Annotated in this window: 20 protein-coding genes and 1 riboswitch; of the genes, 8 read left to right on the top strand and 12 right to left on the bottom strand. The window is 66.8% G+C overall.

The window, feature by feature from the left end; all coding sequences use genetic code 11:
* Window positions 1-154 precede the first annotated feature (154 nt).
* Together BST12_RS02415 and BST12_RS02410 are read left to right on the top strand one after the other, a co-directional pair.
* Window positions 155-817, top strand: coding sequence for an MOSC domain-containing protein (locus BST12_RS02415; protein ID WP_083111400.1), 663 nt, complete (start codon window positions 155-157; stop codon window positions 815-817).
* Window positions 818-876: 59 nt separating this feature from the next.
* Complete coding sequence (locus BST12_RS02410; RefSeq protein WP_083111399.1) at window positions 877-1,638, top strand: CPBP family intramembrane glutamic endopeptidase; 762 nt, start codon at window positions 877-879, stop codon at window positions 1,636-1,638.
* A 6-nt stretch (window positions 1,639-1,644) separates the two neighbouring features.
* Here the strand turns inward: BST12_RS02410 and BST12_RS02405 are convergent, their stop codons facing one another.
* The 6 genes from BST12_RS02405 to modA form a co-directional block, all read right to left on the bottom strand.
* On the bottom strand, window positions 1,645-2,673 hold the full coding sequence (locus BST12_RS02405; protein WP_083111467.1) for a zinc-binding alcohol dehydrogenase family protein: 1,029 nt from the start codon (window positions 2,671-2,673) through the stop codon (window positions 1,645-1,647).
* A gap of 51 nt (window positions 2,674-2,724) precedes the next feature.
* Window positions 2,725-3,024: a GlsB/YeaQ/YmgE family stress response membrane protein gene (locus BST12_RS02400; protein WP_083111398.1), complete on the bottom strand. Its 300-nt coding sequence runs from the start codon at window positions 3,022-3,024 to the stop codon at window positions 2,725-2,727.
* A 115-nt stretch (window positions 3,025-3,139) separates the two neighbouring features.
* Entirely contained in the window at window positions 3,140-4,156 is a 1,017-nt protein-coding gene (locus BST12_RS02395) for an alanine and proline-rich secreted protein Apa (protein WP_083111397.1), read from the bottom strand.
* Between the two features lie 48 nt (window positions 4,157-4,204).
* A complete protein-coding gene (locus tag BST12_RS02390; RefSeq protein WP_083111396.1) occupies window positions 4,205-5,323 on the bottom strand; it encodes a sulfate/molybdate ABC transporter ATP-binding protein in 1,119 nt (372 codons plus the stop codon).
* A gap of 7 nt (window positions 5,324-5,330) precedes the next feature.
* Entirely contained in the window at window positions 5,331-6,119 is a 789-nt protein-coding gene (locus BST12_RS02385; protein WP_083111395.1) for an ABC transporter permease, read from the bottom strand.
* Between the two features lie 5 nt (window positions 6,120-6,124).
* Window positions 6,125-6,880: a molybdate ABC transporter substrate-binding protein gene (modA, locus tag BST12_RS02380; protein WP_083111394.1), complete on the bottom strand. Its 756-nt coding sequence runs from the start codon at window positions 6,878-6,880 to the stop codon at window positions 6,125-6,127.
* Window positions 6,881-7,133: 253 nt separating this feature from the next.
* Here modA and BST12_RS02375 point away from each other — a divergent pair, with 253 nt between their 5' ends.
* The 3 genes from BST12_RS02375 to BST12_RS02365 all read left to right on the top strand — a co-directional run bounded on the left by BST12_RS02375 (window position 7,134) and on the right by BST12_RS02365 (window position 10,330).
* Complete coding sequence (locus tag BST12_RS02375; protein WP_083111393.1) at window positions 7,134-7,811, top strand: SDR family oxidoreductase; 678 nt, start codon at window positions 7,134-7,136, stop codon at window positions 7,809-7,811.
* 40 nt (window positions 7,812-7,851) lie between these two features.
* Window positions 7,852-8,775: an LLM class F420-dependent oxidoreductase gene (locus BST12_RS02370; protein ID WP_083111392.1), complete on the top strand. Its 924-nt coding sequence runs from the start codon at window positions 7,852-7,854 to the stop codon at window positions 8,773-8,775.
* Between the two features lie 163 nt (window positions 8,776-8,938).
* Window positions 8,939-10,330 carry an NAD(P)/FAD-dependent oxidoreductase gene (locus tag BST12_RS02365; RefSeq protein ID WP_083111391.1) on the top strand — a complete coding sequence of 464 codons (1,392 nt, stop codon included), beginning with the start codon at window positions 8,939-8,941 and terminating at the stop codon, window positions 10,328-10,330.
* On the opposite strand, the gene BST12_RS02360 is transcribed toward BST12_RS02365, so the two are convergent.
* From BST12_RS02360 to BST12_RS02335, 6 genes are read right to left on the bottom strand one after another with little or no spacing between them, the layout of a single operon-like run.
* A complete protein-coding gene (locus tag BST12_RS02360; RefSeq protein ID WP_083111390.1) occupies window positions 10,327-10,971 on the bottom strand; it encodes an urease accessory protein UreD in 645 nt (214 codons plus the stop codon). The genes BST12_RS02365 and BST12_RS02360 overlap by 4 nt on opposite strands.
* Window positions 10,971-11,636: an urease accessory protein UreG gene (gene ureG / locus BST12_RS02355; protein WP_083111389.1), complete on the bottom strand. Its 666-nt coding sequence runs from the start codon at window positions 11,634-11,636 to the stop codon at window positions 10,971-10,973. The genes BST12_RS02360 and ureG overlap by 1 nt, the downstream gene beginning before the upstream one ends.
* A 10-nt stretch (window positions 11,637-11,646) precedes the next feature.
* Entirely contained in the window at window positions 11,647-12,282 is a 636-nt protein-coding gene (locus BST12_RS02350) for an urease accessory protein UreF (protein ID WP_083111388.1), read from the bottom strand.
* On the bottom strand, window positions 12,282-14,003 hold the full coding sequence (locus BST12_RS02345) for an urease subunit alpha (protein WP_083111387.1): 1,722 nt from the start codon (window positions 14,001-14,003) through the stop codon (window positions 12,282-12,284). The genes BST12_RS02350 and BST12_RS02345 overlap by 1 nt, the downstream gene beginning before the upstream one ends.
* Entirely contained in the window at window positions 14,003-14,314 is a 312-nt protein-coding gene (locus BST12_RS02340; RefSeq protein WP_083111386.1) for an urease subunit beta, read from the bottom strand. The genes BST12_RS02345 and BST12_RS02340 overlap by 1 nt, the downstream gene beginning before the upstream one ends.
* Window positions 14,311-14,613: an urease subunit gamma gene (locus BST12_RS02335; protein WP_083111466.1), complete on the bottom strand. Its 303-nt coding sequence runs from the start codon at window positions 14,611-14,613 to the stop codon at window positions 14,311-14,313. Before BST12_RS02335 ends, BST12_RS02340 begins: the two co-directional genes overlap by 4 nt.
* A gap of 161 nt (window positions 14,614-14,774) precedes the next feature.
* Window positions 14,775-14,837, top strand: a riboswitch (guanidine-III (ykkC-III) riboswitch).
* Between the two features lie 115 nt (window positions 14,838-14,952).
* On the opposite strand from BST12_RS02335, the gene BST12_RS02330 reads away from it, so the two are divergent.
* The 3 genes from BST12_RS02330 to BST12_RS02320 all read left to right on the top strand — a co-directional run bounded on the left by BST12_RS02330 (window position 14,953) and on the right by BST12_RS02320 (window position 19,582).
* Window positions 14,953-16,116, top strand: a complete 1,164-nt coding sequence (locus tag BST12_RS02330) for an agmatinase family protein (protein ID WP_083111385.1) — start codon at window positions 14,953-14,955, stop codon at window positions 16,114-16,116.
* 749 nt (window positions 16,117-16,865) lie between these two features.
* A complete protein-coding gene (locus BST12_RS34170; protein WP_083111384.1) occupies window positions 16,866-18,215 on the top strand; it encodes a PPE family protein in 1,350 nt (449 codons plus the stop codon).
* Entirely contained in the window at window positions 18,212-19,582 is a 1,371-nt protein-coding gene (locus BST12_RS02320; RefSeq protein WP_245850014.1) for a PPE family protein, read from the top strand. The genes BST12_RS34170 and BST12_RS02320 overlap by 4 nt, the downstream gene beginning before the upstream one ends.
* Window positions 19,583-19,617 lie beyond the last annotated feature (35 nt).

Here is a 19,617-nt window from a genome sequence, read left to right as displayed (position 1 = left end):
GCGTTAGTGAGTGACGGGAGTGAGCCGACCCGTTGGGCTTGGGAGGCGAACGAGCGGAGCGAGCGTTAGTGAGTGACGGGAGTGAGCCGACCTGTTGGGCTTGGGAGGCGAACGAGCGGAGCGAGCACCCGTGATTCACCGCTAACCTGTGCGGATGGCGAAAGTCTTGTCGGTCAACTTGGCACGCCCTCGGACAAACCCCGATCCGCGCGCGATGTCGTCGCTGACGGGCATCGACAAGATCGCCGCGACCGGCGCGGTCACGGTGCGCGCGCCCGGCCCGATGCACGGCGGCCTGGGCAGTGGACTCGTCGGCGACACCATCGGCAATCGGCAGTTCCATGGCGGTGACGATCAGGCTGTCTACGCCTATGCGCGAGAAGACCTCGATGGATGGGAAGCCGAATTGCAGCGCCCGCTGTCCAACGGAATGTTCGGCGAAAACCTGACCACCCTCGGCGTCGAGGTGACGCGAGCCCGCATCGGCGAACGCTGGCGCGTCGGTACCGATGGCCTGTTGCTCGAAGTCTCGGCGCCCAGAACACCGTGCCGGACCTTTGTGGAATTCCTGAACGTGCGGCACTGGATCAAAACCTTTACCCAGGCCGGCATACCCGGTGCGTATTTTCGGGTGGTTACACCCGGAAAAGTCAGCGCCGGCGATGCGATCACCGTCGAGCACCGCCCCGATCATGATGTGACGATCGCGCTTGTCTTTCGCGCCAGGATGTCCGAACCCGAGTTGCTTCCGCGGCTGTTGGCGGCCGACGCGCTGTCGGACGAACTCAAGGATTACGCACGCCGCCGGCTCGCATAGCGCACTGGTTGAGCATCGAATTCAGCGGGCCATTCGGTCGGCGCGGGTAAACTTGCCGAGTGCCCGACGCGACCGCTGCCGCTGACACCCCCCTACGGGTATCGCCGCTTTCCGTGCTGGATCGTTTCCGGCTCCACATCGACATTGCCGTGGTTGTCGTCGTGCTGGTAGCGACAAACCTGATTGCGCACTTCACCACGCCGTGGGCGAGCGTTGCGACCGTCCCCGCCGCCGCCGTCGGACTGGTGATCCTGCTCCGATACCGGGGCCTGGGCTGGGCGGAATTAGGTCTGGGCCGGCAACACTGGCGATCCGGAATGGGCTACGCGCTGGCCGCCGTCGCCGTCGTGGTTTCGGTGATCGGGATCGGCGTGCTGCTGCCGATGACCAGGCCGATGTTCCTGAACAATCACTACGCCACAATCTCGGGCGCACTTATCGCGTCGATGATCATCATTCCGCTGCAAACGGTCATTCCCGAGGAATTGGCGTTTCGCGGAGTACTGCACGGTGCGCTGGACCGGGCCTGGGGCTTCCGCGGTGTGGCATTGGCCGGTTCGCTGCTGTTCGGGCTTTGGCATGTGTCCACGTCGTTGGGTTTGACCAGTGGCAACGTCGGCTTCACCCGGCTGTTCGGCGGCGGGTTGCTCGGCATGCTGGCCGGGGTGACGCTAGCCGTGCTGGCCACCGGGGCAGCCGGATTCGTGTTCAGTTGGCTGCGCCGTCGCAGCGGCAGCTTGATTGCGCCGATCGCGCTGCATTGGTCGCTCAACGGCGTCGGTGCCCTGGCCGCGGCTCTCGTCTGGCACCTGTCGACCTGAGGGCGGCTACACCAGCAGCACGGCGGCGCCGGCAATCCGGCCGGCGCTGAGGTCGCTGAGCGCGCGATCGGCATGTCCAAGGGGATATTCCGGCGTGGTGACCTCGATGTGGTGCTGAGCAGCGAAATCCAAGAATGCACGCGCATCGGCACGGGTGTTCGAGGTGACCGAGCGAATCTGGCGTTCTTGGAACAAGTGCCGTTGGTAGTTCAGCGCCGGTATATCGGTCAGGTGGATTCCCGCTACCGCCAAGGTGCCACCCCGGTCGAGTGCTTCCAATGCGGGCAGCACCAAATCACCTACCGGGGCGAACAGGATCGCGGCGTCCAGTGGCACCGGCGGCGGGTCGGCGGCGCCCTGTGCTGACGCGGCGCCCAATTCCAGCGCGAGCTCGCGTGCGCGGTCTCCGCGGGTCATCACGTGCAGCTCGGCGCCCTGGGCCAGGGCGACCTGGGCGGTGATGTGAGCGCTGCCGCCGAAACCGTACAAACCCAGCCGGCCACCCGGCGGCAACTCAGCGCGCAGCAAAGAGCGGTATCCGATGATGCCGGCGCACAACAACGGGGCAAGTTCGCTGTCGCTGTAACCGCTCGGCAGGTGGTGCGCGAACGCCGCGGGGACTGTTGCGAATTCAGCGTATCCACCGTCGGCGTCCCACCCGGTGTAACGCGATTGGCGGCACAGGTTTTCGTCACCACGGACGCAATACGCACACAGCCCGCAGGTATGGCGCAGCCATGCGATGCCTACCCGGTCCCCCGCCTTGAAGTCGTCGCCGGCGTCGGCCCCGACTTCGACCACCTCGCCCACCACCTCGTGACCGGGCGTCACCCGGTCGCGGTGCACGGGGAGGTCGCCCTCGGTGACGTGCAGGTCGGTGCGGCATACCCCGCACGCGCGCACCGCAACCAACAGTTCAGCCGGCTCTGGCGTGGGCACCTTGGTGGTAACCCGTTGCAGCGGGCCACTTTCCATCGGGCCAGGTTGAGCGACCTGCCACGCGGTCATCGTTGTGGTGGTCGACACCGACGCCATCACCCCATCATGCCGCTCGCCCTGCCCCCGGGGGCGCACCGGTCGCCGGGGTCAGGTCCGTCGCACCATACCGACGATCCAGAGCAGGATCACCGACCCGAGCACCGCGGTGAACAACGTGAACCACCAGCCACCTGCCGCGGTGTTCACGAAGAAGCTCAACAAGAAGCCCCCGATCAACGCACCGACGATCCCGATGACGATATTCATCAGGATGCCGGCGCCGCCACCCCTGACGATCTTGCCGGCGATCCAGCCGGCGATGGCGCCGATGATGATGTATCCGATCCAGCCGACGCTGGTCAGTGTGCTCGAGCGGGCTAGGTATTCGGTAGCTGCCAAGACGTCCATGGGGTCTCCTTGCAATCACTGGCAAAGCCCGGGTCACATACTGGGCCGTGACTTCGGTATACCCCGTTTACGTAACGAATTGGGTGCTGATTTCGGCGCGCCTGGGCGCGCGGAATCAGGCGGGTACGGTCCGCTGCGGTGTCGGGGCCGGGCTTGGCGCGACCTCTGCGGCCGGGGCCTGTCCCGGGGCCGGAGCCGGTGCGACGGGCGCGGGGGCCGGGGCCGGAGCACCCGGAGCACCTTCGGGAGCCGGCGCCGGCGGCGGCGTCCAGGGTCGGATCGACTCGGCCAGAATCTTGGCCGCGTTCTTGTCCACCGGGTTGTTCGAGGTCCCCAGCCACACCACGAACCAGCGCTGTGGGGGGCCGGCGTTGGGTGTGGTCGCAGCGGGTGCGCCGACTACGCCCGTCCAGATCTGGCCGTTGGGCTTGGACGGATCGCTGAACTTGACTTCGTAGTACGACGCGCTGCCGGAAATCCCGTTGGCGTTGAGCGGAACGGTTTCCTGGTTGATCCGGGTGCCGGGGTAGGGCATGAAGAATTCACCCATGTCCGAGCCCAGCCGGACCGCCGCCTTGGGGTTGGTGGTTTCGGCGCTGGCGTAGAGCTTTGCGTCCAGGCGGCCCAGCACGATGCGAGTGTCATTGGCAACCGCCGGCGCCTGGCCCGGCATCGGCGGATCGCCGGCCACCTTGCTCAGCAGCGCCGATCCGTAGTCGAGGTGCGACGCGTCCGATTCCACCCAACCGGGCGGTACCACGAAGCTGAATCCGCCGACGACGTTGGTAACCCGGCCGGGTTCGGGTGCGTTCGGGTCAGGCGGGGGCGCGTTCGGGTCGACGGGCGGCGGCGGCGGTACCGCGTTGGGGTCGCCCGGCTGGGCCGCCGGCGTGCTCGGCGGCGGGGTGGCTGCCGTGCTCGGCTGGGGTGCCGGTGCCGGTGCCGCCGTCGTGGTGGCCGGAGCCGGCGCCGGCGCCGCCGTCGTGCTCGGCGGAGGGGGCTCGGGCTCGGGATCTGCGCTGGCGATTGCCGGCAGCGCGATGGTGACGACGCTGGCACTGGTCACCGCGGCGGTCGCCAGTGCGGCCCACAGTCCTTTGCGACGTGTCGAATTCGGGTCCACCTGATGCATGGCGACGAACCTACCGTGTTACCGCCGCGAAGCAAGGATGGCCTGCCCTCATGTCTCGGCTCGAGTCTGCGGCTCTTGGTGTGGCGCCGGGTGCAGCGCCACTTCCTGAGCCTTGACGCTGAACCACACCCGCTCACCCGGCATCAGCCGCAACTCCGCGGCGGCGTCGACGGTGATGCTTGCGGCGGGTCCCGCTGCGCCGCCGGGGGGGTCTTCTCCGCGGACCAGGACGACGGGCCCGCGGGTGTCCAGTTCGGCCACAGTCACCTCGATCGTGTTACGCGGGCTGCCGTGCGGTGCCTCTTGATAAACGGCGACGGCCGACGGTGCGAAAACCGCGACCGCCGCGAGCCCTTGGGTGAGCTCTTCGGCCGCAGCGCCATACCAGTGCTGCCCAGACGACGTGACCAAGGAGCCGTCGGCAGCGATGGTCCCGCTGATCAGGTTGATCCCCGCGATGCGGGCGCCGAACGGACTACGGGGTGCGGTGAGGACATCGCTCACCGGGCCGCTCTCGGCGATCCTGCCGTCCTCGAGCACCACTACCCGATCGGCGAGGGTGAATACGTCCAGCAGGTCATGGGTGATCAGGATGACCGCGCGGCCGGTGCTACTCACGACGCTGCGCAGCACGGCGCGAATGGAGGCGGCCGCGTTGACATCCAGCCCCGTCAGCGGCTCGTCCAGGAGTAATACGTCTGGTTCGGCGGCCAGAGCTCGCGCGATGGCCACGCGCTGGGCCTGGCCGCCCGAGAGTTGGCGCGGCTTGCGGTTGGCGAGATGTTCGGCGTCCACCTCGCGCAGCCAGCGCAGCGCCGTGTCCGTGGCGCGCCCGGACCGAAACATCGCGCGGCGACGGCTGCGCGGCCCGAACGCGACGTTGGCGGCCACGCTCAGGTGCGGAAACAGCAATGGGTTCTGCAGCAGCAGCCCAACGCGGCGTTCGTGCGTCGGCATATGCAGCCCGGTCGCGGTGTCGGTCAGCACCCGCTCCCCCAACCGCACCAGACCTTCGTCGGGGCGGACCAGCCCCGCGATCACGTGCAGTGCAGTGGACTTGCCTGCGCCGTTGGGTCCCAGCACCGCCAGCACCTCGCCGGCCGCCACTGTGAATTCCACGTCCAGCCGTCGTGACTCGACGACGGCACGCACCAGCAACTCGCTCATCGGCCGGCTACCTCGTGCCCGCCAGCCGGCGCGCGCCCAGACCAAGCACCACCAGCGCGGCCACCGCCACCAGTAGCAGCGACAGTGCGATCGCCGCGTCGGGATCGTCCACCCGCTGCACATAGATCTCCAGGGGCAGGGTGCGGGTGACTCCCTGCCGGGAACCGGCAAACGTCAGGGTCGCGCCGAACTCCCCCAGCGAACGGGCGAAGGCCAGCACCGCCCCGGAGGCCATGCCGGGCAGCAGCAGCCGCATCGTGACGCGCCACCAGATCGTGCTCGGGCGAGCTCCCAGTGTTGCGGCAACCAGCTCGTAGTCGGCTCCGGCGGTGCGGGCGGCACCTTCGAGGGAGATCACCAGAAAGGGCAACGAGACGAAGGTCTGCGCCAGCACCACCGCGGTTGTGCTGAAGGCAATGTGCAGACCTGCGGCCTCCAAATATTGGCCGAGCAATCCGAACCGGCCGAACGCGTACAGCAGCGCGATACCGCCCACGACCGGCGGCAGCACCAACGGCAGCAGGATCAACGGCCGCAGCACCCGCACAATCCGCGCCCGGCTGCGTGCCAGCACCAGCGCCATCGGCACACCGAACAGGACACACAGTGCCGTGCTCGCGGATGCGGTTTGCAGGCTGAGCCACAGCGCCGTCCGCGAGTCGCGGCTGGCGATCAATGACCAGAAATGCCGCCAGTCGACCTTGATCGCGATCGCAAGCAGCGGCAGCGCGACGAAAAGCACTCCCGCCGCGGCGGGGAGATACACCCAGCGGGGTACATCGGTCGGCCGGTGCACCGGGCTCAGGGCTTTGCGAAGCCGGACTGGGCCAAAATCTGCTGGCCGGTCTCGCCCGTCACCGTCGCCACAAACCGCTGCGCCAGCGATACGTGGCTCGAATTCTTCAGCGCCCCAATGGGATACACGTTGGCCACACTCGCGGCCTGGGGGAACTTGATTGCCGTCACCTTGTTTCCGGCGCTGAGCGCGTCGGTGACGTAGACCAAACCCGCGTCGGCTTGCCCGGTGGTCACTTTGTTGAGCACATCGGTCACGCTGAGCTCTTCGCTGACCGGTTTGAGGTGTACCCCGGTGGCGTCCTCAATGCGCTCGGTCGCAGACCCGCAGGGCACCGGTTGCTGACAGGTGACCACACTCAGCCCCGGCCGGGTGAGGTCGGCGAACGAGTTGATATTTTTCGGGTTGCCCGGTGCGGCGACAATGACCAGCGTGTTGGACGCGAAGTTCGTCGGGCTTCCGGCCAGCAAACCAGCTTTGGCGACCTTTTCCATTTGCGCGTTATCCGCCGACGCGAAGACGTCAGCGGCGGCGCCCTGAGTCAGCTGCGTCGCCAATTCCGATGAACCGGCGAAATCGAAGGTGACGTCCACACCGGGGTTATCCGTCTTGAACCGGTCACCGATTTGGATGAACACGGATTTGAGCGAGGCAGCCGCGAACACCACCAGCTGATTGTGCTGCGGCGACGTCTGTGTGCTGCAGCTGAGCAGGCTCGCTATCAGGATGCTTGATACCAAACCGGCCAGGAACCGAGGCATTGAACAAACCTAGCGGCGACGTCGTGGGCTGTCGCTCGGGAGGTATGCAGCTGTGGCCAGCGCGACGAAATAGTTACGGAAATCGTCTGCGCTTTGTGTTGGTGCGGCAGTTTCGCCAAATAGCTACTGTCCAGTAACATAGACCGCGATTGACGCCATAACGCGCTGAGATCCCAGGCAACTGCCCTGTGGTATGCGACCATCGAGACGATATTTGCCAGGGTCTGGGTTCAACGTTGAACACGAGGAGGTCATGGCAGTGGAGGTGCTGGTTACCGGCGGCGATACCGATCTGGGTCGCACAGTGGCCGAAGGTTTTCGCGACGACGGTCACAAGGTGACGCTGGTGGGTGCCCGTCGCGGCGACCTGGAGGTCGTCGCCAAGGAACTCGACGTCGACGCGATCGTCTGCGACACCACCGATCCGGCCGGCCTGGCCGAAGTCCGCGGGCTGTTCCCCCACCACCTCGACACCATCGTCAACGTGCCGGCGCCCACCTGGGATGCCGGCGACCCCCGCACCTATTCGCTGTCCGACACCGCCGCTGCATGGCGTAAGTCGCTGGACGCGACGCTGCTTTCGGCGGTGCTCACGGTGCAGTGCGTCGGCGATCATCTGCGGTCCGGTGGCTCGATCATCAGCGTCGTGGCGGAAAACCCGGCTCCGGGCAGCGTCGACGCCGGCATCAAGGCCGCACTGTCCAATTGGATCGCCGGCCAGGCCGAGTTCTACGGCACCCGCGGCATTACCGTCAATGCCGTTGCCTGCGGCCGCAGTGTCCAGGCCGGTTACGAAGGCCTCAGCCGCACGCCGGCACCTGTCGCGGCGGAGATCGCACGGCTGGCGCTGTTCCTCACCACGCCCGCGGCCCGCCACATCACCGGCCAGACGCTGCACGTCAGCCACGGGGCGCTGGCTCAGTTCGCCTGAGCCTCTTTCGTTTTCACGACCGGTCGCTACGGTTGATACCGTGGCAATCAGGCTGGGATTCCAGATCCCAAAGTTTTCTTACGACACCGGCGTGGAGGAGCTTTTCCCGTCAGTCATCGCCCAGGCGCGCGAGGCCGAAGCGGCGGGCTATGACTCGCTGTTCGTGATGGACCACTTCTATCAATTGCCCATGCTGGGTCCGCCAGAAGATCCGATGCTGGAGGCTTATACCGCGCTGGCAGCGCTGGCTACCGCAACCGAGCGGCTGCAGCTGGGCACGCTGGTCACCGGCAACACTTATCGCAACCCGACCCTGCTCGCCAAGATCATCACCACCCTGGACGTGGTGAGCGCGGGCCGGGCGATCCTGGGTATCGGCGCCGGCTGGTACGAGCTCGAACACCGTCAGCTCGGCTTCGAGTTCGGCACCTTCACCGACCGGTTCCGCCGGCTCGGGGAGGCGCTGCAGATCCTCGACCCGATGATCAAGGGCGAGCGTTCGACATTCGACGGCGAGTGGTACAAAACCGAATCCGCGGTGGCCGAGCCGCGTTATCGCGACCGCATTCCAATCCTGATCGGTGGCGGCGGCGAGAAGAAGACCTTCGCGCTGGCCGCCCGCTACGCCGACCATCTGAACATCATCACCTCGTTCGGCGAGCTGCCCCGCAAAGTGAAGGCACTGCAGGCGCGCTGTGACGAGATCGGGCGCGACCCGTCGACGCTGGAGACCAGTCTGATGCTGACGGTGATAATCGACGAGAACATCAAGCCGGATCAGCTTCCCGAGCAGGTGAGCGGCCATTCGGTGGTGGGCAGCCCGGCGCAGATCGCCGACCAGGTCCAGGCCAAAGTGCTCGATGCCGGCGTCGACGGGGTGATCATCAATCTGTCCCCGCACCGCCACACTCCCGGACTCATCACCACCGCAGCCGAGGCGCTCCGTCCCCTGCTCGGCGTCTGATCGGTGTCCCGACGCCAGCGTGGATTCTTAGGTGTGGCTAATTACACATGCTCGCGCCTGGGCTTGTCGGCGCTCGGTTGGATAACCTCAAAAGGAGTCTGTAGCTAACTGCAGCCGCCCGTCTCGCCCATCCCCAAGGAGACCCCGTCAGGAGCAGCGGAACATGAGCCCCCAGACAGAACCCACAGTTGAACCACGCCGTCGGCATCGCGTCGTCATCATCGGATCTGGGTTCGGTGGGCTCAATGCGGCAAAGAAGCTCAAGCGGGCCGACGTCGACATCAAGCTCATCGCCCGTACCACCCATCACCTTTTTCAGCCGCTGCTCTACCAGGTAGCCACCGGAATCATCTCCGAAGGCGAGATCGCCCCGGCCACCCGCGTCATCCTGCGCAAGCAGCGCAACGTTCAGGTGCTGCTGGGCAACGTCACCCACATCGACCTGGCCAAGCAGACGGTCGTTTCGCAATTGCTCGGCCACACCTACGAAACCCCCTACGACAGCCTGATCGTCGCCGCCGGCGCCGGCCAGTCCTACTTCGGCAACGACCATTTCGCCGAGTTTGCGCCGGGCATGAAGTCCATCGACGATGCGCTGGAACTGCGTGGACGCATCCTGAGCGCCTTCGAACAGGCCGAGCGGTCCAGTGATCCGGAACGCCGGGCCAAACTCTTGACGTTCACCGTCGTCGGGGCCGGTCCCACCGGCGTCGAAATGGCCGGGCAGATCGCCGAATTGGCCGAGCACACGCTAAAGGGCGCCTTCCGGCACATCGACTCGACTAAAGCGCGGGTGATCCTGCTCGACGCCGCCCCAGCGGTGTTGCCACCGATGGGCGAAAAGCTGGGCGAGCGCGCGGCTGCCCGGCTGGAAAAGCTGGGTGTGGAGATTCAGCTGGGCGCGATGGTCACCGACGTCGACCGCAACGGGATCACGGTCAGGGACGCCGACGGCACCGAGCGGCGCATCGAATCCGCCTGCAAGGTCTGGTCCGCCGGGGTGCAGGCCAGCCGCCTGGGTCGCGACCTGGCCGAGCAGTCCGACGTCGAACTCGACCGCGCCGGCCGTGTCCAGGTGTTGCCGGATCTGTCCATCCCCGGGCACCCGAACGTCTTCGTGGTCGGCGACATGGCCGCCGTCGAGGGCGTGCCCGGAGTGGCTCAGGGCGCCATCCAGGGCGCCAAGTACGTGGCCGGAACCATCAAGGCCGAACTGGCCGGGGCCGACCCCAGCGAACGAGAGCCGTTCCAGTACTTCGACAAGGGGTCGATGGCGACGGTGTCGCGCTTTTCCGCGGTTGCCAAGATCGGCCCGCTGGAATTCAGCGGCTTCATCGCTTGGCTGATGTGGCTGGTACTGCACCTGGTGTACCTGGTCGGGTTCAAGACGAAGATCAGCACGCTGCTGTCCTGGACCGTGACGTTCCTGAGCACCCGGCGCGGTCAGCTGGCCATTACCGATCAGCAGGCGTTCGCGCGAACCCGGCTGGAACAGTTGGCCGAGCTCGCCGCCGAAGCGCAGGGCGTTACGGTAGGCACCAAGGTGGCCAGTTAACCGGTCAGCCGGTCGGCCTGCCAGGTGCTCAGCGTTCCCCCGTCGGCCAACGTCAGCACCGTCGAACCCGCATCGATGGCTGCGTCGAATGCCGTTGCGGGATAACGTAACTCGTTGATCGTCGCGCGTGGCGCCGATATCGCGTCGTCGGCAAGCGAGCCCGCTCCCAGCTCGACGCGATGGCGCAACATCGGGCGATCGCAACGGTCGGCTCGCAGCGAACCCGACCAGAACCCGTCCCGCTCGTCATACCGGCCGATCTGCACCCGCTCGCGGAACCGGACCTGCCCATTGCCATGCAGCTGCAGAAGCACCCGGGACAGGTGCCGGGCGGTGGCAGCGACGACGGTGGGCTCGAGATCGACATCCAGCGTTCCGCCTACGTCGATCTGCCAGCGGGAGTGCGACGTCAGGGTCTGCGCGCCCGGGAGGGCCACCGTGGCCGCAGCGCTGCGCAGCTTCAGCCGTGCGCCCTCCTCGACGATCACCCGGATGTCGATGGTGTCGCCGCCCAATGGCGTGGCCGCCGCCGACACCAGGTGCACGGTGTCGGGCGCGGTGCGCCGCGCCTGGACTCCGCCACGGCAGTCGATGTGCGGCAGGCGGTTTCGTGAAGCCACCAACAGCACACTGGAATCCATCAGGCGGCCAATTGGGTGCGAACCCAGGCCAGCACCTCGCTGGCGGCAGGGTCCTGCGTCAACGATTGCAGGACCGTCGGGCGGCCGTCGCGCACGGCGGCGGCGTCACGGGCCATGACCTTGAGATCGGCGCCCACCAACGGTGCCAGGTCAGTCTTGTTGACTACCAATAGATCCGAGTACGTCACGCCCGGTCCGCCTTTGCGCGGCACCTTGTCTCCGCCGGCCACATCGACGACGAAGATCTGCACATCCACCAGACCTGAGGAGAAGGTGGCCGTGAGGTTGTCGCCGCCGGACTCGACCAATATCAGGTCCAGCCGATCGTGGGCGGCGATCAAGTCGTCGATCGCATCCAGGTTCGCGGTGATGTCGTCCCGGATCGCGGTATGCGGGCAACCGCCGGTCTGCACCGCCGCGATCCGATCGTCGGGCAGCACCGCATGCTTGCGCAGGAAGTCGGCGTCTTCGGTGGTGTAGATGTCGTTGGTGAGCACCGCCAGCGACAGCTCGTCGCGCAACTCCCGGCACAGCGCGGCGACCAACGCCGTCTTGCCCGAGCCGACGGGACCCCCGACACCGATGCGCAGCGGCTCCCCCGGCTGGCGGACCCGCCTGGGCCGCTCGGTGTGGTCGTGTGTGTGCGGGTGGGAATGCGTTGGCATTTCATACCTTTCAGGAGGCGAACAGGGGCCGTTCGCGTTCGGCGTGCCGCTGTGCCAGCGTGTCGAGCAGCGGGTCGGACAGGTCGGCGAGATCCTTGGCGGCTTCGGCGGCGGTGGATTCGCAGAGTTCGGATAGCCGGAACGTCACGGCGGCCACCTCAGCGGGGTCCAGCGCCAGCAGTCGCTGCGCGGCGGTGGCCGAGCCGGTCATCGTCGTGTACACGATGTGCAGCGCGGTGTGTTCTGGTGCCAGGCCGCTCAGCGTACCGACGCGACCGGCGACGACCGGCAGGTGTGGCCGCCGGCCCAGCACATCCCATTCGGCCTCGGGCCAGATCACTCGCGCCAGGCGCAGCAATCCCCGGCCCTGGCTGCGCGATGCTTGCCGCGCCGCCGGCGCCGGAGTCCGGGCGTCGGTTTCGCGGTCGGCGTCAGCGACGCCGAGATCGCCGCGATGCACCGCGGCGGCGATCGAGGCGGCCACCAGCCCCTGGGTGCGGATGCGCCGTTTCAGGAACGCTTCCAGGCTGGCCAGATTGGTCACCATGCCGCTGCTGACGGCCTCTTCGACGCCACCGGAATGCACATGCGCACCGGTGGGCAGCCGCGAGTCGGCCAGCGCGAGAAGCATTGCAAGAGAGCGCATTAGAACAAGAAATACCGCTGCGCCAGAGGAAGTTCGGCGGCCGGCTGCTGTTCCCAGACCTGCCCGTCGATGCGCACGGTGAAGGTGTCGGGGTCGACTTCGATGCGCGGCAACGCGTCGTTGAGGGGCAGATCGGCCTTGCTGACGGCACGCACGTCATTCACCGGAACCAGCGGCCGGTTGACCGCGAGCCGCTCGGGCAGCCGGTCCTCGATCGCTTGCGGCGCCACGAAATGCATCGAAGTGGCCGCCGCGGTTGCCGGGGCGGCGCCGAACATCGGGCGCGGCAGCACCGGTTGCGGGGTTGGGATGGAAGCGTTCGCGTCGCCCATCGCGGCCCACGCGATTGCTCCACCCTTGACCACGACGTGCGGTCGCACCCCGAAAAACGCCGGCTCCCACACCACCAGGTCGGCCAACTTCCCCACTTCGACCGATCCGACCTGATGGTCCAGACCGTGCGCGATGGCCGGGCAGATCGTGTATTTCGCGATGTAGCGCCGGACCCGGTTGTTGTCGGCGGCTCCGTCGCCTTCCAACGCGCCCCGCCGTGCCTTCATCACGTGCGCCGTCTGCCAGGTGCGCAGCACCACCTCGCCGACACGGCCCATGGCCTGCGAATCGCTGCCGATCATCGAGATTGCGCCCATGTCGTGCAGCAGGTCCTCGGCTGCGATGGTCGAGGGCCGAATCCGGCTCTCGGCGAACGCCAGATCCTCCGGTATCCGGGGGTTGAGGTGATGACACACCATCAACATGTCGAGGTGCTCGTCGAGGGTGTTGACCGTGTGCGGGCGAGTCGGATTGGTCGAGCTGGGCAGCACATTCTGGTGCGCCGCCACGGTGATGATGTCCGGGGCATGGCCGCCGCCGGCGCCCTCGGTGTGGTAGGCGTGAATCGAGCGACCGGCGATCGCGCGCAGGGTGTCCTCGACGAATCCCATCTCGTTGAGGGTGTCGGAGTGCAGCGCCACCTGCACCCCGGCGGCCTCGGCCACGGTGAGGCAACTGTTGATGGCAGCCGGTGTCGAGCCCCAATCCTCGTGCAGTTTGAAACCCGCTGCGCCGCCACGCAATTGCTCCCACAACGCGGCGGCGTTCACGGTGTTGCCCTTGCCGAGCAACGCGAAGTTCACCGGCCAGCTGTCCAGCGACTCCAGCATCCTGGCCAGATGCCACTCGCCAGGGCTGACGGTGGTCGCCTTGGTTCCCTCGGCGGGCCCGGTGCCGCCGCCGAGAATCGTGGTGGTTCCCGCGCCGAGGGCTTCGGTGATGATCTGCGGACAGATCAGATGCACGTGACAGTCGATGGTGCCCGCCGTGACGATGCGGCCGTTGCCGCTGATGATTTCGGTGGACGGTCCGACAACCAGGTCCCGATGCACGCCCGGCATGATGTCGGGGTTGCCGGCCTTCCCGATGCCCACGACGCGCCCATCGCGAATCCCGATGTCGGCCTTGATGATTCCCCAGTAGTCGATGATCACCGCGCCAGTGATAACGGTGTCGGGGGCCCCCTCGGCCCGCGTTGCCCTGCCCTGGCCCATCGATTCGCGCAGCACCTTGCCGCCGCCGAACACCGCCTCGTTGCCGGCCAATCCCGGTCCCCCGCTGCGGTCTTCGGTGACTTCCACCAGCAGGTTGGTATCAGCCAGCCTGATTCGGTCCCCGGTGGTGGGCCCGAACAGTTGCGCGTAACGCTCCCTGGACAGGCCGGCCATCAGGGCGCCACCGGCCCTGGCGGATTGAGGCTCAATCCGTGTACCTCGCGGCGTCCGCCCAGCGGTACCACCGAGACGGTCTGTGCAACGCCCGGCTCGAAGCGAACCGCGGTGGCGGCGGGAATGTCGAGTCGGTAGCCGCGCGCCGCCTCCCGGTCGAACGACAGCGCCGCATTGGCCTGCGGCAGGTGTACGTGACTGCCCACCTGCACCGGACGGTCTCCGGTGTTCACGATGCGCATCTGCAATCGGTGCGTGGCCGCGTTGATTTCGATATCCCCACTGCCGTAGAGGATTTCACCGGGGATCATGGCACCGGATGATGGACGGTGACCAGCTTGGTGCCGTCCGGAAACGTCGCCTCCGCCTGCACCTCGGTGAGCATTTCCGGCACTCCCTCCATCACGTCGTCGCGGCCGAGCACTTGGCAACCGCTGACCATCAGCTCGGCGACGCTGCGTCCGTCGCGCGCGCCTTCCAGGATGTGGTCGGTGATGATCGCGACAGCCTCTGGATAGTTGAGCCGCAGGCCGCGGGCCCGACGCCGGCGGGCCAGCTCGGCGGCATAGGACAGCAGCAATCGCTCCTGTTCGTGCGGCGTCAGGCGCATGGTTTGGGATCCTGCCACGCCCACTGCACTGTCGGCACGCCGGACGGGCCGACGTCACTGCGCAGCATGACGAACGTCCTAAGGATATTCACAGCTGTCTTTAACCTTCCGAGAGGCTGAACCAGGGTTGCAGTCGCGGCGCGACAGGTACGTTGAACGTTGGCGAGCCACGGGGGCCGCCCGGACGAGTTCGCCGTACCCGGCCAGCGACAAGACGGTGAGTGCGGATGCGTGGCGCGCCGGTTCACCCGAAAACGGTTCCTCAAACCTCTACTGCTTCGATCCCGGTCGCCGGGGCATCCTCCGCCGTGAATTGATACTCCACGAGAGGAAGCATCGATGACAAACCCCTTCGCTGGGCAGGCCGACATTCCGAACCGGGAAGGTAGCTGGGCCCAGCAGGCCGAGGCGGAACTGCCAACCCGCCGTCATCGTGAGGAAATCGAGCGTTGCATTTCGCACGGGCTCGAAGCCGCACCCACGATCAATGACCGCACGCTGTCCACCTTTTCCCGTGGTGAGCTGCCACACTTCGCCGGTGAACGCGGCACGTTCCTGAAATGCCCGTTCCTGGAAGACGTGAACGAGGTCGGTGACGCCGAGGTGGCGGTGTTCGGTGCACCACTGGACGCAGGCACCACCTACCGGCCCGGTACCCGATTCGGCCCGATGGGCATCCGCCGCTCGACCAACCTGTTCGGCACCTACTGCTACGAACTTGGAGTCGACCTGCGCGAACAGCTCAACATCGTCGATATCGGCGACGTGGTGACCATCCCCGCGAACATCGAGAAGTCTTTCGACCAGATCAGCCAAGCCATGTCGCACGTGGTCTCGAATGGCGTATTCCCGGTGATCCTGGGCGGTGACCACTCGATCGGGTTCCCCACCATCCGCGGCCTGGCGCCGCACATGGACGGCAATGTGGGCATCATCCACTTCGACCGTCACGTCGACACCCAGGAGACCGATCTCGACGAGCGGATGCACACCACCCCGTGGTTCCACGCGACCAACATCAAGAACGCACCTGCCACCAACCTTGTGCAGATCGGCATCGGTGGCTGGCAAGCCCCCCGTGCGGGGGTGCAAGTCGGCCGCCAACGCGGCAGCACCGTCATCACGGTGGGGGACGTGGAACGGGTCGGGATAGAGAAGGTTGCCGAGATCGCTCTGGAAACGGCGTGGAAAGACGCCAAGGCGGTCTACCTGTCGTTCGACATCGATGTGATCGACGCCGGATTCGTGCCCGGCACCGGCTGGCCCGAGCCCGGTGGACTGTTGCCCCGCGAGGCGCTCAACCTCATCAGGCTGATCTCTGAGCCAGGCTTGAACGGTATCGAGGTGGTGGAATGCTCGCCGCCCTACGACTGGGCAGAGCAGACGGCGCTGATGAGCAGCCGGGTCATCCTGGACAGTCTGGCGGTAATGGTGCGGGCCGGGAAACTCGGGAAAAAACCAGCCTCGCTCAAACGGCATGCATGGGGCCCCTTCAACGACTGATCAATGCATCAGCCCTGGATCAACGGTGAACAGGCGATGAAGTTTTCATTCGGTGGCGTCGACCCGCTCAGCCCGCTCAATCCGCTCAGACGGCAGATGAGCTGGGTCGGCGCCAAAACGCGCGCACCACCGGGTCCTTCGGCGTCGACCAACTCGGATATCACTCGTTTCCGCACTCTATCGAAGAGTGTGGTTTAAGCTTGCTTACTATTGTCCTAGCAAATTAGTCAATGCCGCGGCGGGCCTAGCTCCTGCGGCTCGCCGAAATTGGTTCGGTTGCACTTCGCTGCGGCCGCTGACTGCGTCCCGGCCCGCGTGCCGGGCGAGATCATCTGCCGTCATAGTCGCGTCCCTATCGGGTGAATTGCGCTGTATTACAATATTTCTCAGCTCATCACCAGTCGCCGGACCGCTGCCTTACGGAGGCGCCGGATTGCGACGGTTGTCCCTGGCCGACACTTCGCAACGCCTGCCCAACGATCACCCCGCAGGGGCCGCCCGGCAAGCCCGATAACTCATTGCCAGCAAATTCTCAGCAGTTAACCAGTGCTGTTACAGCCAGACGGTTGATTATCACTACGGTCCGGCGATTAATACGTCGGTTGGGCGATCGGGACGCCCGCAGGGGCCATGATGCGCGCGAAGCGCGATGACGCTCGGGGACAGAGCGCACCGCGTCACGCATCAAACCTGTTGGCGCCGTGGAACGTTCGCGGAGGCGCCGGGCCGCCTGTTAGGGGGCTGCAGCGGTGGATTTTGCGGTATTGCCGCCGGAGATCAACTCCGGCCGGATGTATCTGGGCCCGGGATCGGGGCCCCTGGTGGCGGCGGCTGCTGCCTGGGAGGCGCTGGCGGCGGAGCTCAGCTCCACCGCGAACTCCTATCGCGGGGTGATCGCCGAGCTGACCGGCGGACCGTGGGTGGGTCCGTCGTCGACGTCGATGACGGCGGCAGCGATTCCCTATATGTCGTGGATGGATTCCACCGCGGCGCAGGCCGAACAGACCGCTGGTCAGCTCGGGTCGGCCGCGGCGGCCTACGAAGCGGCGTTTGCGGCGACCGTGCCCCCCAGCGAGATCGAGGTCAATCGGGCACTGCTGGTGGCGTTGGTGGCCACCAACATCTTCGGCCAGAACACGCCGGCCATCACGGCCACCGAGGCACAGTACGCCGAGATGTGGGCCCAGGATGCCGCGGCGATGTACGGCTACGCCGGTGCCTCGGCCGCGGCGACGACGTTGACGCCGTTCACCTCACCCCCGCAGAGCACCAACCAGACCGGAAGCGCCACTCAAGCCGCCGCGGTCAGCCAGGCCGCCGCCCAGGGCGGCACCGCGCAGTCCACGCTGGCCCAGCTGGCCGCGGTGCCCAATCTGCTGCAAGGTCTGGCCTCGGGCGGGTCGTTCGACCCCATTGCCTGGCTGCACAACTTTGCGACCAGCCCGTTGGGCATGGCCATCAACAAATTCGGCTCTGACGCGGGAAACGTGGCCACCGAATTCAGTGGATTCGCCTTCGTGGCGTCGGGCATCACTCCCTTCTTCGTCTCGCTCTACCCACTCGCGCTGCCGCCGTCGGCCGCGGCCGTGGTTTCCGACGTGACGGGCGACGGGCTGGGCTCCGCCCTCGTCGGCTATGGCTCAGACGGCAGCGCCGGAGTCGCCGCCGGTGTCGGTGAGGCGGCGACGGTCGGCAAGTTGTCGGTGCCGCAGTCTTGGGTGTCGTCTCCGGCGATCCGGCTTGCCGCCACGGCTTTGCCGTCCGCCGGTGCCGAGGCACTTCCGCAGACCGAAGCGGGCGGACCGGGCGGCTTTTACGGCATACCGCCGATGGGCAGCCTGATCAACGCGCCGCGAGGCGGCGAAACTCCGGCCCGCTCGCGCCCGCGCAGCAAGGTGCTTCCGCCGTGGGCCGCCGGGACGGAAATCGACGAGCCGACCCAGGGCCGGTCGCCGCAGCCGCAACGGGCCACCCAACATGTGGCCAGCGCGCTGAGCGAACGCGAACGCGATGAGTTGGCGGCGCTGCGCAAGGAGATCGCCGAGCTGGCCACCGAGCGGGACGCGGCAGCCCGATTGATCAAGGAAGCGATGCTGTGAGCCTGGTCCTGGATTTTGCCGCGCTACCACCGGAGATCAACTCCGCCCGGATGTATGTCGGTGCGGGGCCGGAGCCGATGGTCACGGCCGCCGCGGCCTGGGCCGGTTTGGCGGCGGAGCTGAAATCAACGGCGGCCTCGTACTCGGCGGTGGTGGACGAGCTCACCGGCGGACCGTGGTTCGGCCCGTCGTCGATGTCGATGGCCGCGGCGGCGATTCCCTATGTGTCATGGATGACCACCACCGCCGGGCAGGCCGAGCTGACCGCGAACCAGCTGGGCGCGGCGGTGGCTGCCTACGAAGCGGCGTTCGCGGCGACCGTGCCACCCGCCGAGATCGAGGTGAACCGGGCGCTGCTGGCATCCTTGGTGGCCACCAACCTGGTGGGCCAGAACACTCCCGCGATCGCGTCCGCCGAGGCGCAGTACGCCCAGATGTGGGCGCAGGATGCCGCGGCGATGTATTCCTACGCGGGCGCCTCGTCAGCGGCAACCACGCTGCAGGCCTTCACCTCTCCGCCGCACACCACGGATCCGGCCGGGCCGGCCGCGCAAGCTGCTGCCGTTGGCAGTCAAGCCGCCTCGACCGGCACGACGCAGTCGGCCTTGTCCCAACTGGCAGCGGTCCCGAATTTGCTGAACCAATTATCCACGGGCACCTTTCCCGGATCGGATGCGCTGCTTGCTTTCTTCAACAGCTACCCGGTCCAAGCGTTTGAACAAGTCAGCGAGGACACCCTTGGTCTCGGCATTTTGTCTTATGGAGTCAACTTCGCCATTTCCGGTGTCTTGCTGACGGCCGCGCCGGCGATAGCGGTGGCATTCAATCCGCTGGCAGCTGCGCTCAGCGCGCCCGCGGCCGCGGCGGTCTCCGACGTGTCCGGTGACGGTCTGGGGTCCACCTTCGTGGGCAGCCCCGAAGGCGTATCCGCGGGCCTGGGGTCGGCGACGACGGTAGGCAAGCTGTCGGTACCGCCGTCCTGGGGCACCACCGGCACCGCACCGGCCATCCGGCTTGCCGCGACGGCATTACCGACTCCTGGACTGGACGGCTCGCCTCAGGCGGGACCGGCCGGAATGGCCGGTTACTACGGCGGTGCGCCGCCACTGGGTGGTCCGCTGGCAAGTGTGGTCAACGCGCCCCGGGGCGACCAGACGCGCTCCCGCAACGGCTGGCGGCAGCGGGTGATCCCCGCGATCGCCCGCGAGCCCGAGGTTCAGCGGGACGACTGGGTGGACGGCGACGGCGCGGTCAGCGAACGCGATGAGCTCAACCAATTGCGCAAAGCGGCCGCCGATATAGCCCGTCAGCGCGATGTGCTCAAACGCACCGCGGCGACCCTGATTCAGGAGGCGGCCCATAAATAACAGCTCCCGCTGCAAATCGCTCTCCCCTATCGGTG

It is taken from the genome of Mycobacterium angelicum, assembly GCF_002086155.1.
Taxonomy (GTDB): Bacteria; Actinomycetota; Actinomycetes; order Mycobacteriales; family Mycobacteriaceae; genus Mycobacterium; species Mycobacterium angelicum.
This window is presented reverse-complemented; position numbering and strand designations above follow the sequence as displayed.

Coding starts and splice junctions, on each gene's coding strand:
- BST12_RS02415 (WP_083111400.1), top strand. CDS start 155: ATGGCGAAAGTCTTGTCGGTCAACTTGGCACGCCCTCGGACAAACCCC.
- BST12_RS02405 (WP_083111467.1), bottom strand. CDS start 2,673: ATGGCGTCGGTGTCGACCACCACAACGATGACCGCGTGGCAGGTCGCT.
- BST12_RS02400 (WP_083111398.1), bottom strand. CDS start 3,024: ATGGACGTCTTGGCAGCTACCGAATACCTAGCCCGCTCGAGCACACTG.
- BST12_RS02395 (WP_083111397.1), bottom strand. CDS start 4,156: ATGCATCAGGTGGACCCGAATTCGACACGTCGCAAAGGACTGTGGGCC.
- BST12_RS02390 (WP_083111396.1), bottom strand. CDS start 5,323: ATGAGCGAGTTGCTGGTGCGTGCCGTCGTCGAGTCACGACGGCTGGAC.
- modA (WP_083111394.1), bottom strand. CDS start 6,880: ATGCCTCGGTTCCTGGCCGGTTTGGTATCAAGCATCCTGATAGCGAGC.
- BST12_RS02375 (WP_083111393.1), top strand. CDS start 7,134: ATGGCAGTGGAGGTGCTGGTTACCGGCGGCGATACCGATCTGGGTCGC.
- BST12_RS02365 (WP_083111391.1), top strand. CDS start 8,939: ATGAGCCCCCAGACAGAACCCACAGTTGAACCACGCCGTCGGCATCGC.
- BST12_RS02360 (WP_083111390.1), bottom strand. CDS start 10,971: ATGGATTCCAGTGTGCTGTTGGTGGCTTCACGAAACCGCCTGCCGCAC.
- ureG (WP_083111389.1), bottom strand. CDS start 11,636: ATGCCAACGCATTCCCACCCGCACACACACGACCACACCGAGCGGCCC.
- BST12_RS02350 (WP_083111388.1), bottom strand. CDS start 12,282: ATGCGCTCTCTTGCAATGCTTCTCGCGCTGGCCGACTCGCGGCTGCCC.
- BST12_RS02345 (WP_083111387.1), bottom strand. CDS start 14,003: ATGGCCGGCCTGTCCAGGGAGCGTTACGCGCAACTGTTCGGGCCCACC.
- BST12_RS02340 (WP_083111386.1), bottom strand. CDS start 14,314: ATGATCCCCGGTGAAATCCTCTACGGCAGTGGGGATATCGAAATCAAC.
- BST12_RS02335 (WP_083111466.1), bottom strand. CDS start 14,613: ATGCGCCTGACGCCGCACGAACAGGAGCGATTGCTGCTGTCCTATGCC.
- BST12_RS02330 (WP_083111385.1), top strand. CDS start 14,953: ATGACAAACCCCTTCGCTGGGCAGGCCGACATTCCGAACCGGGAAGGT.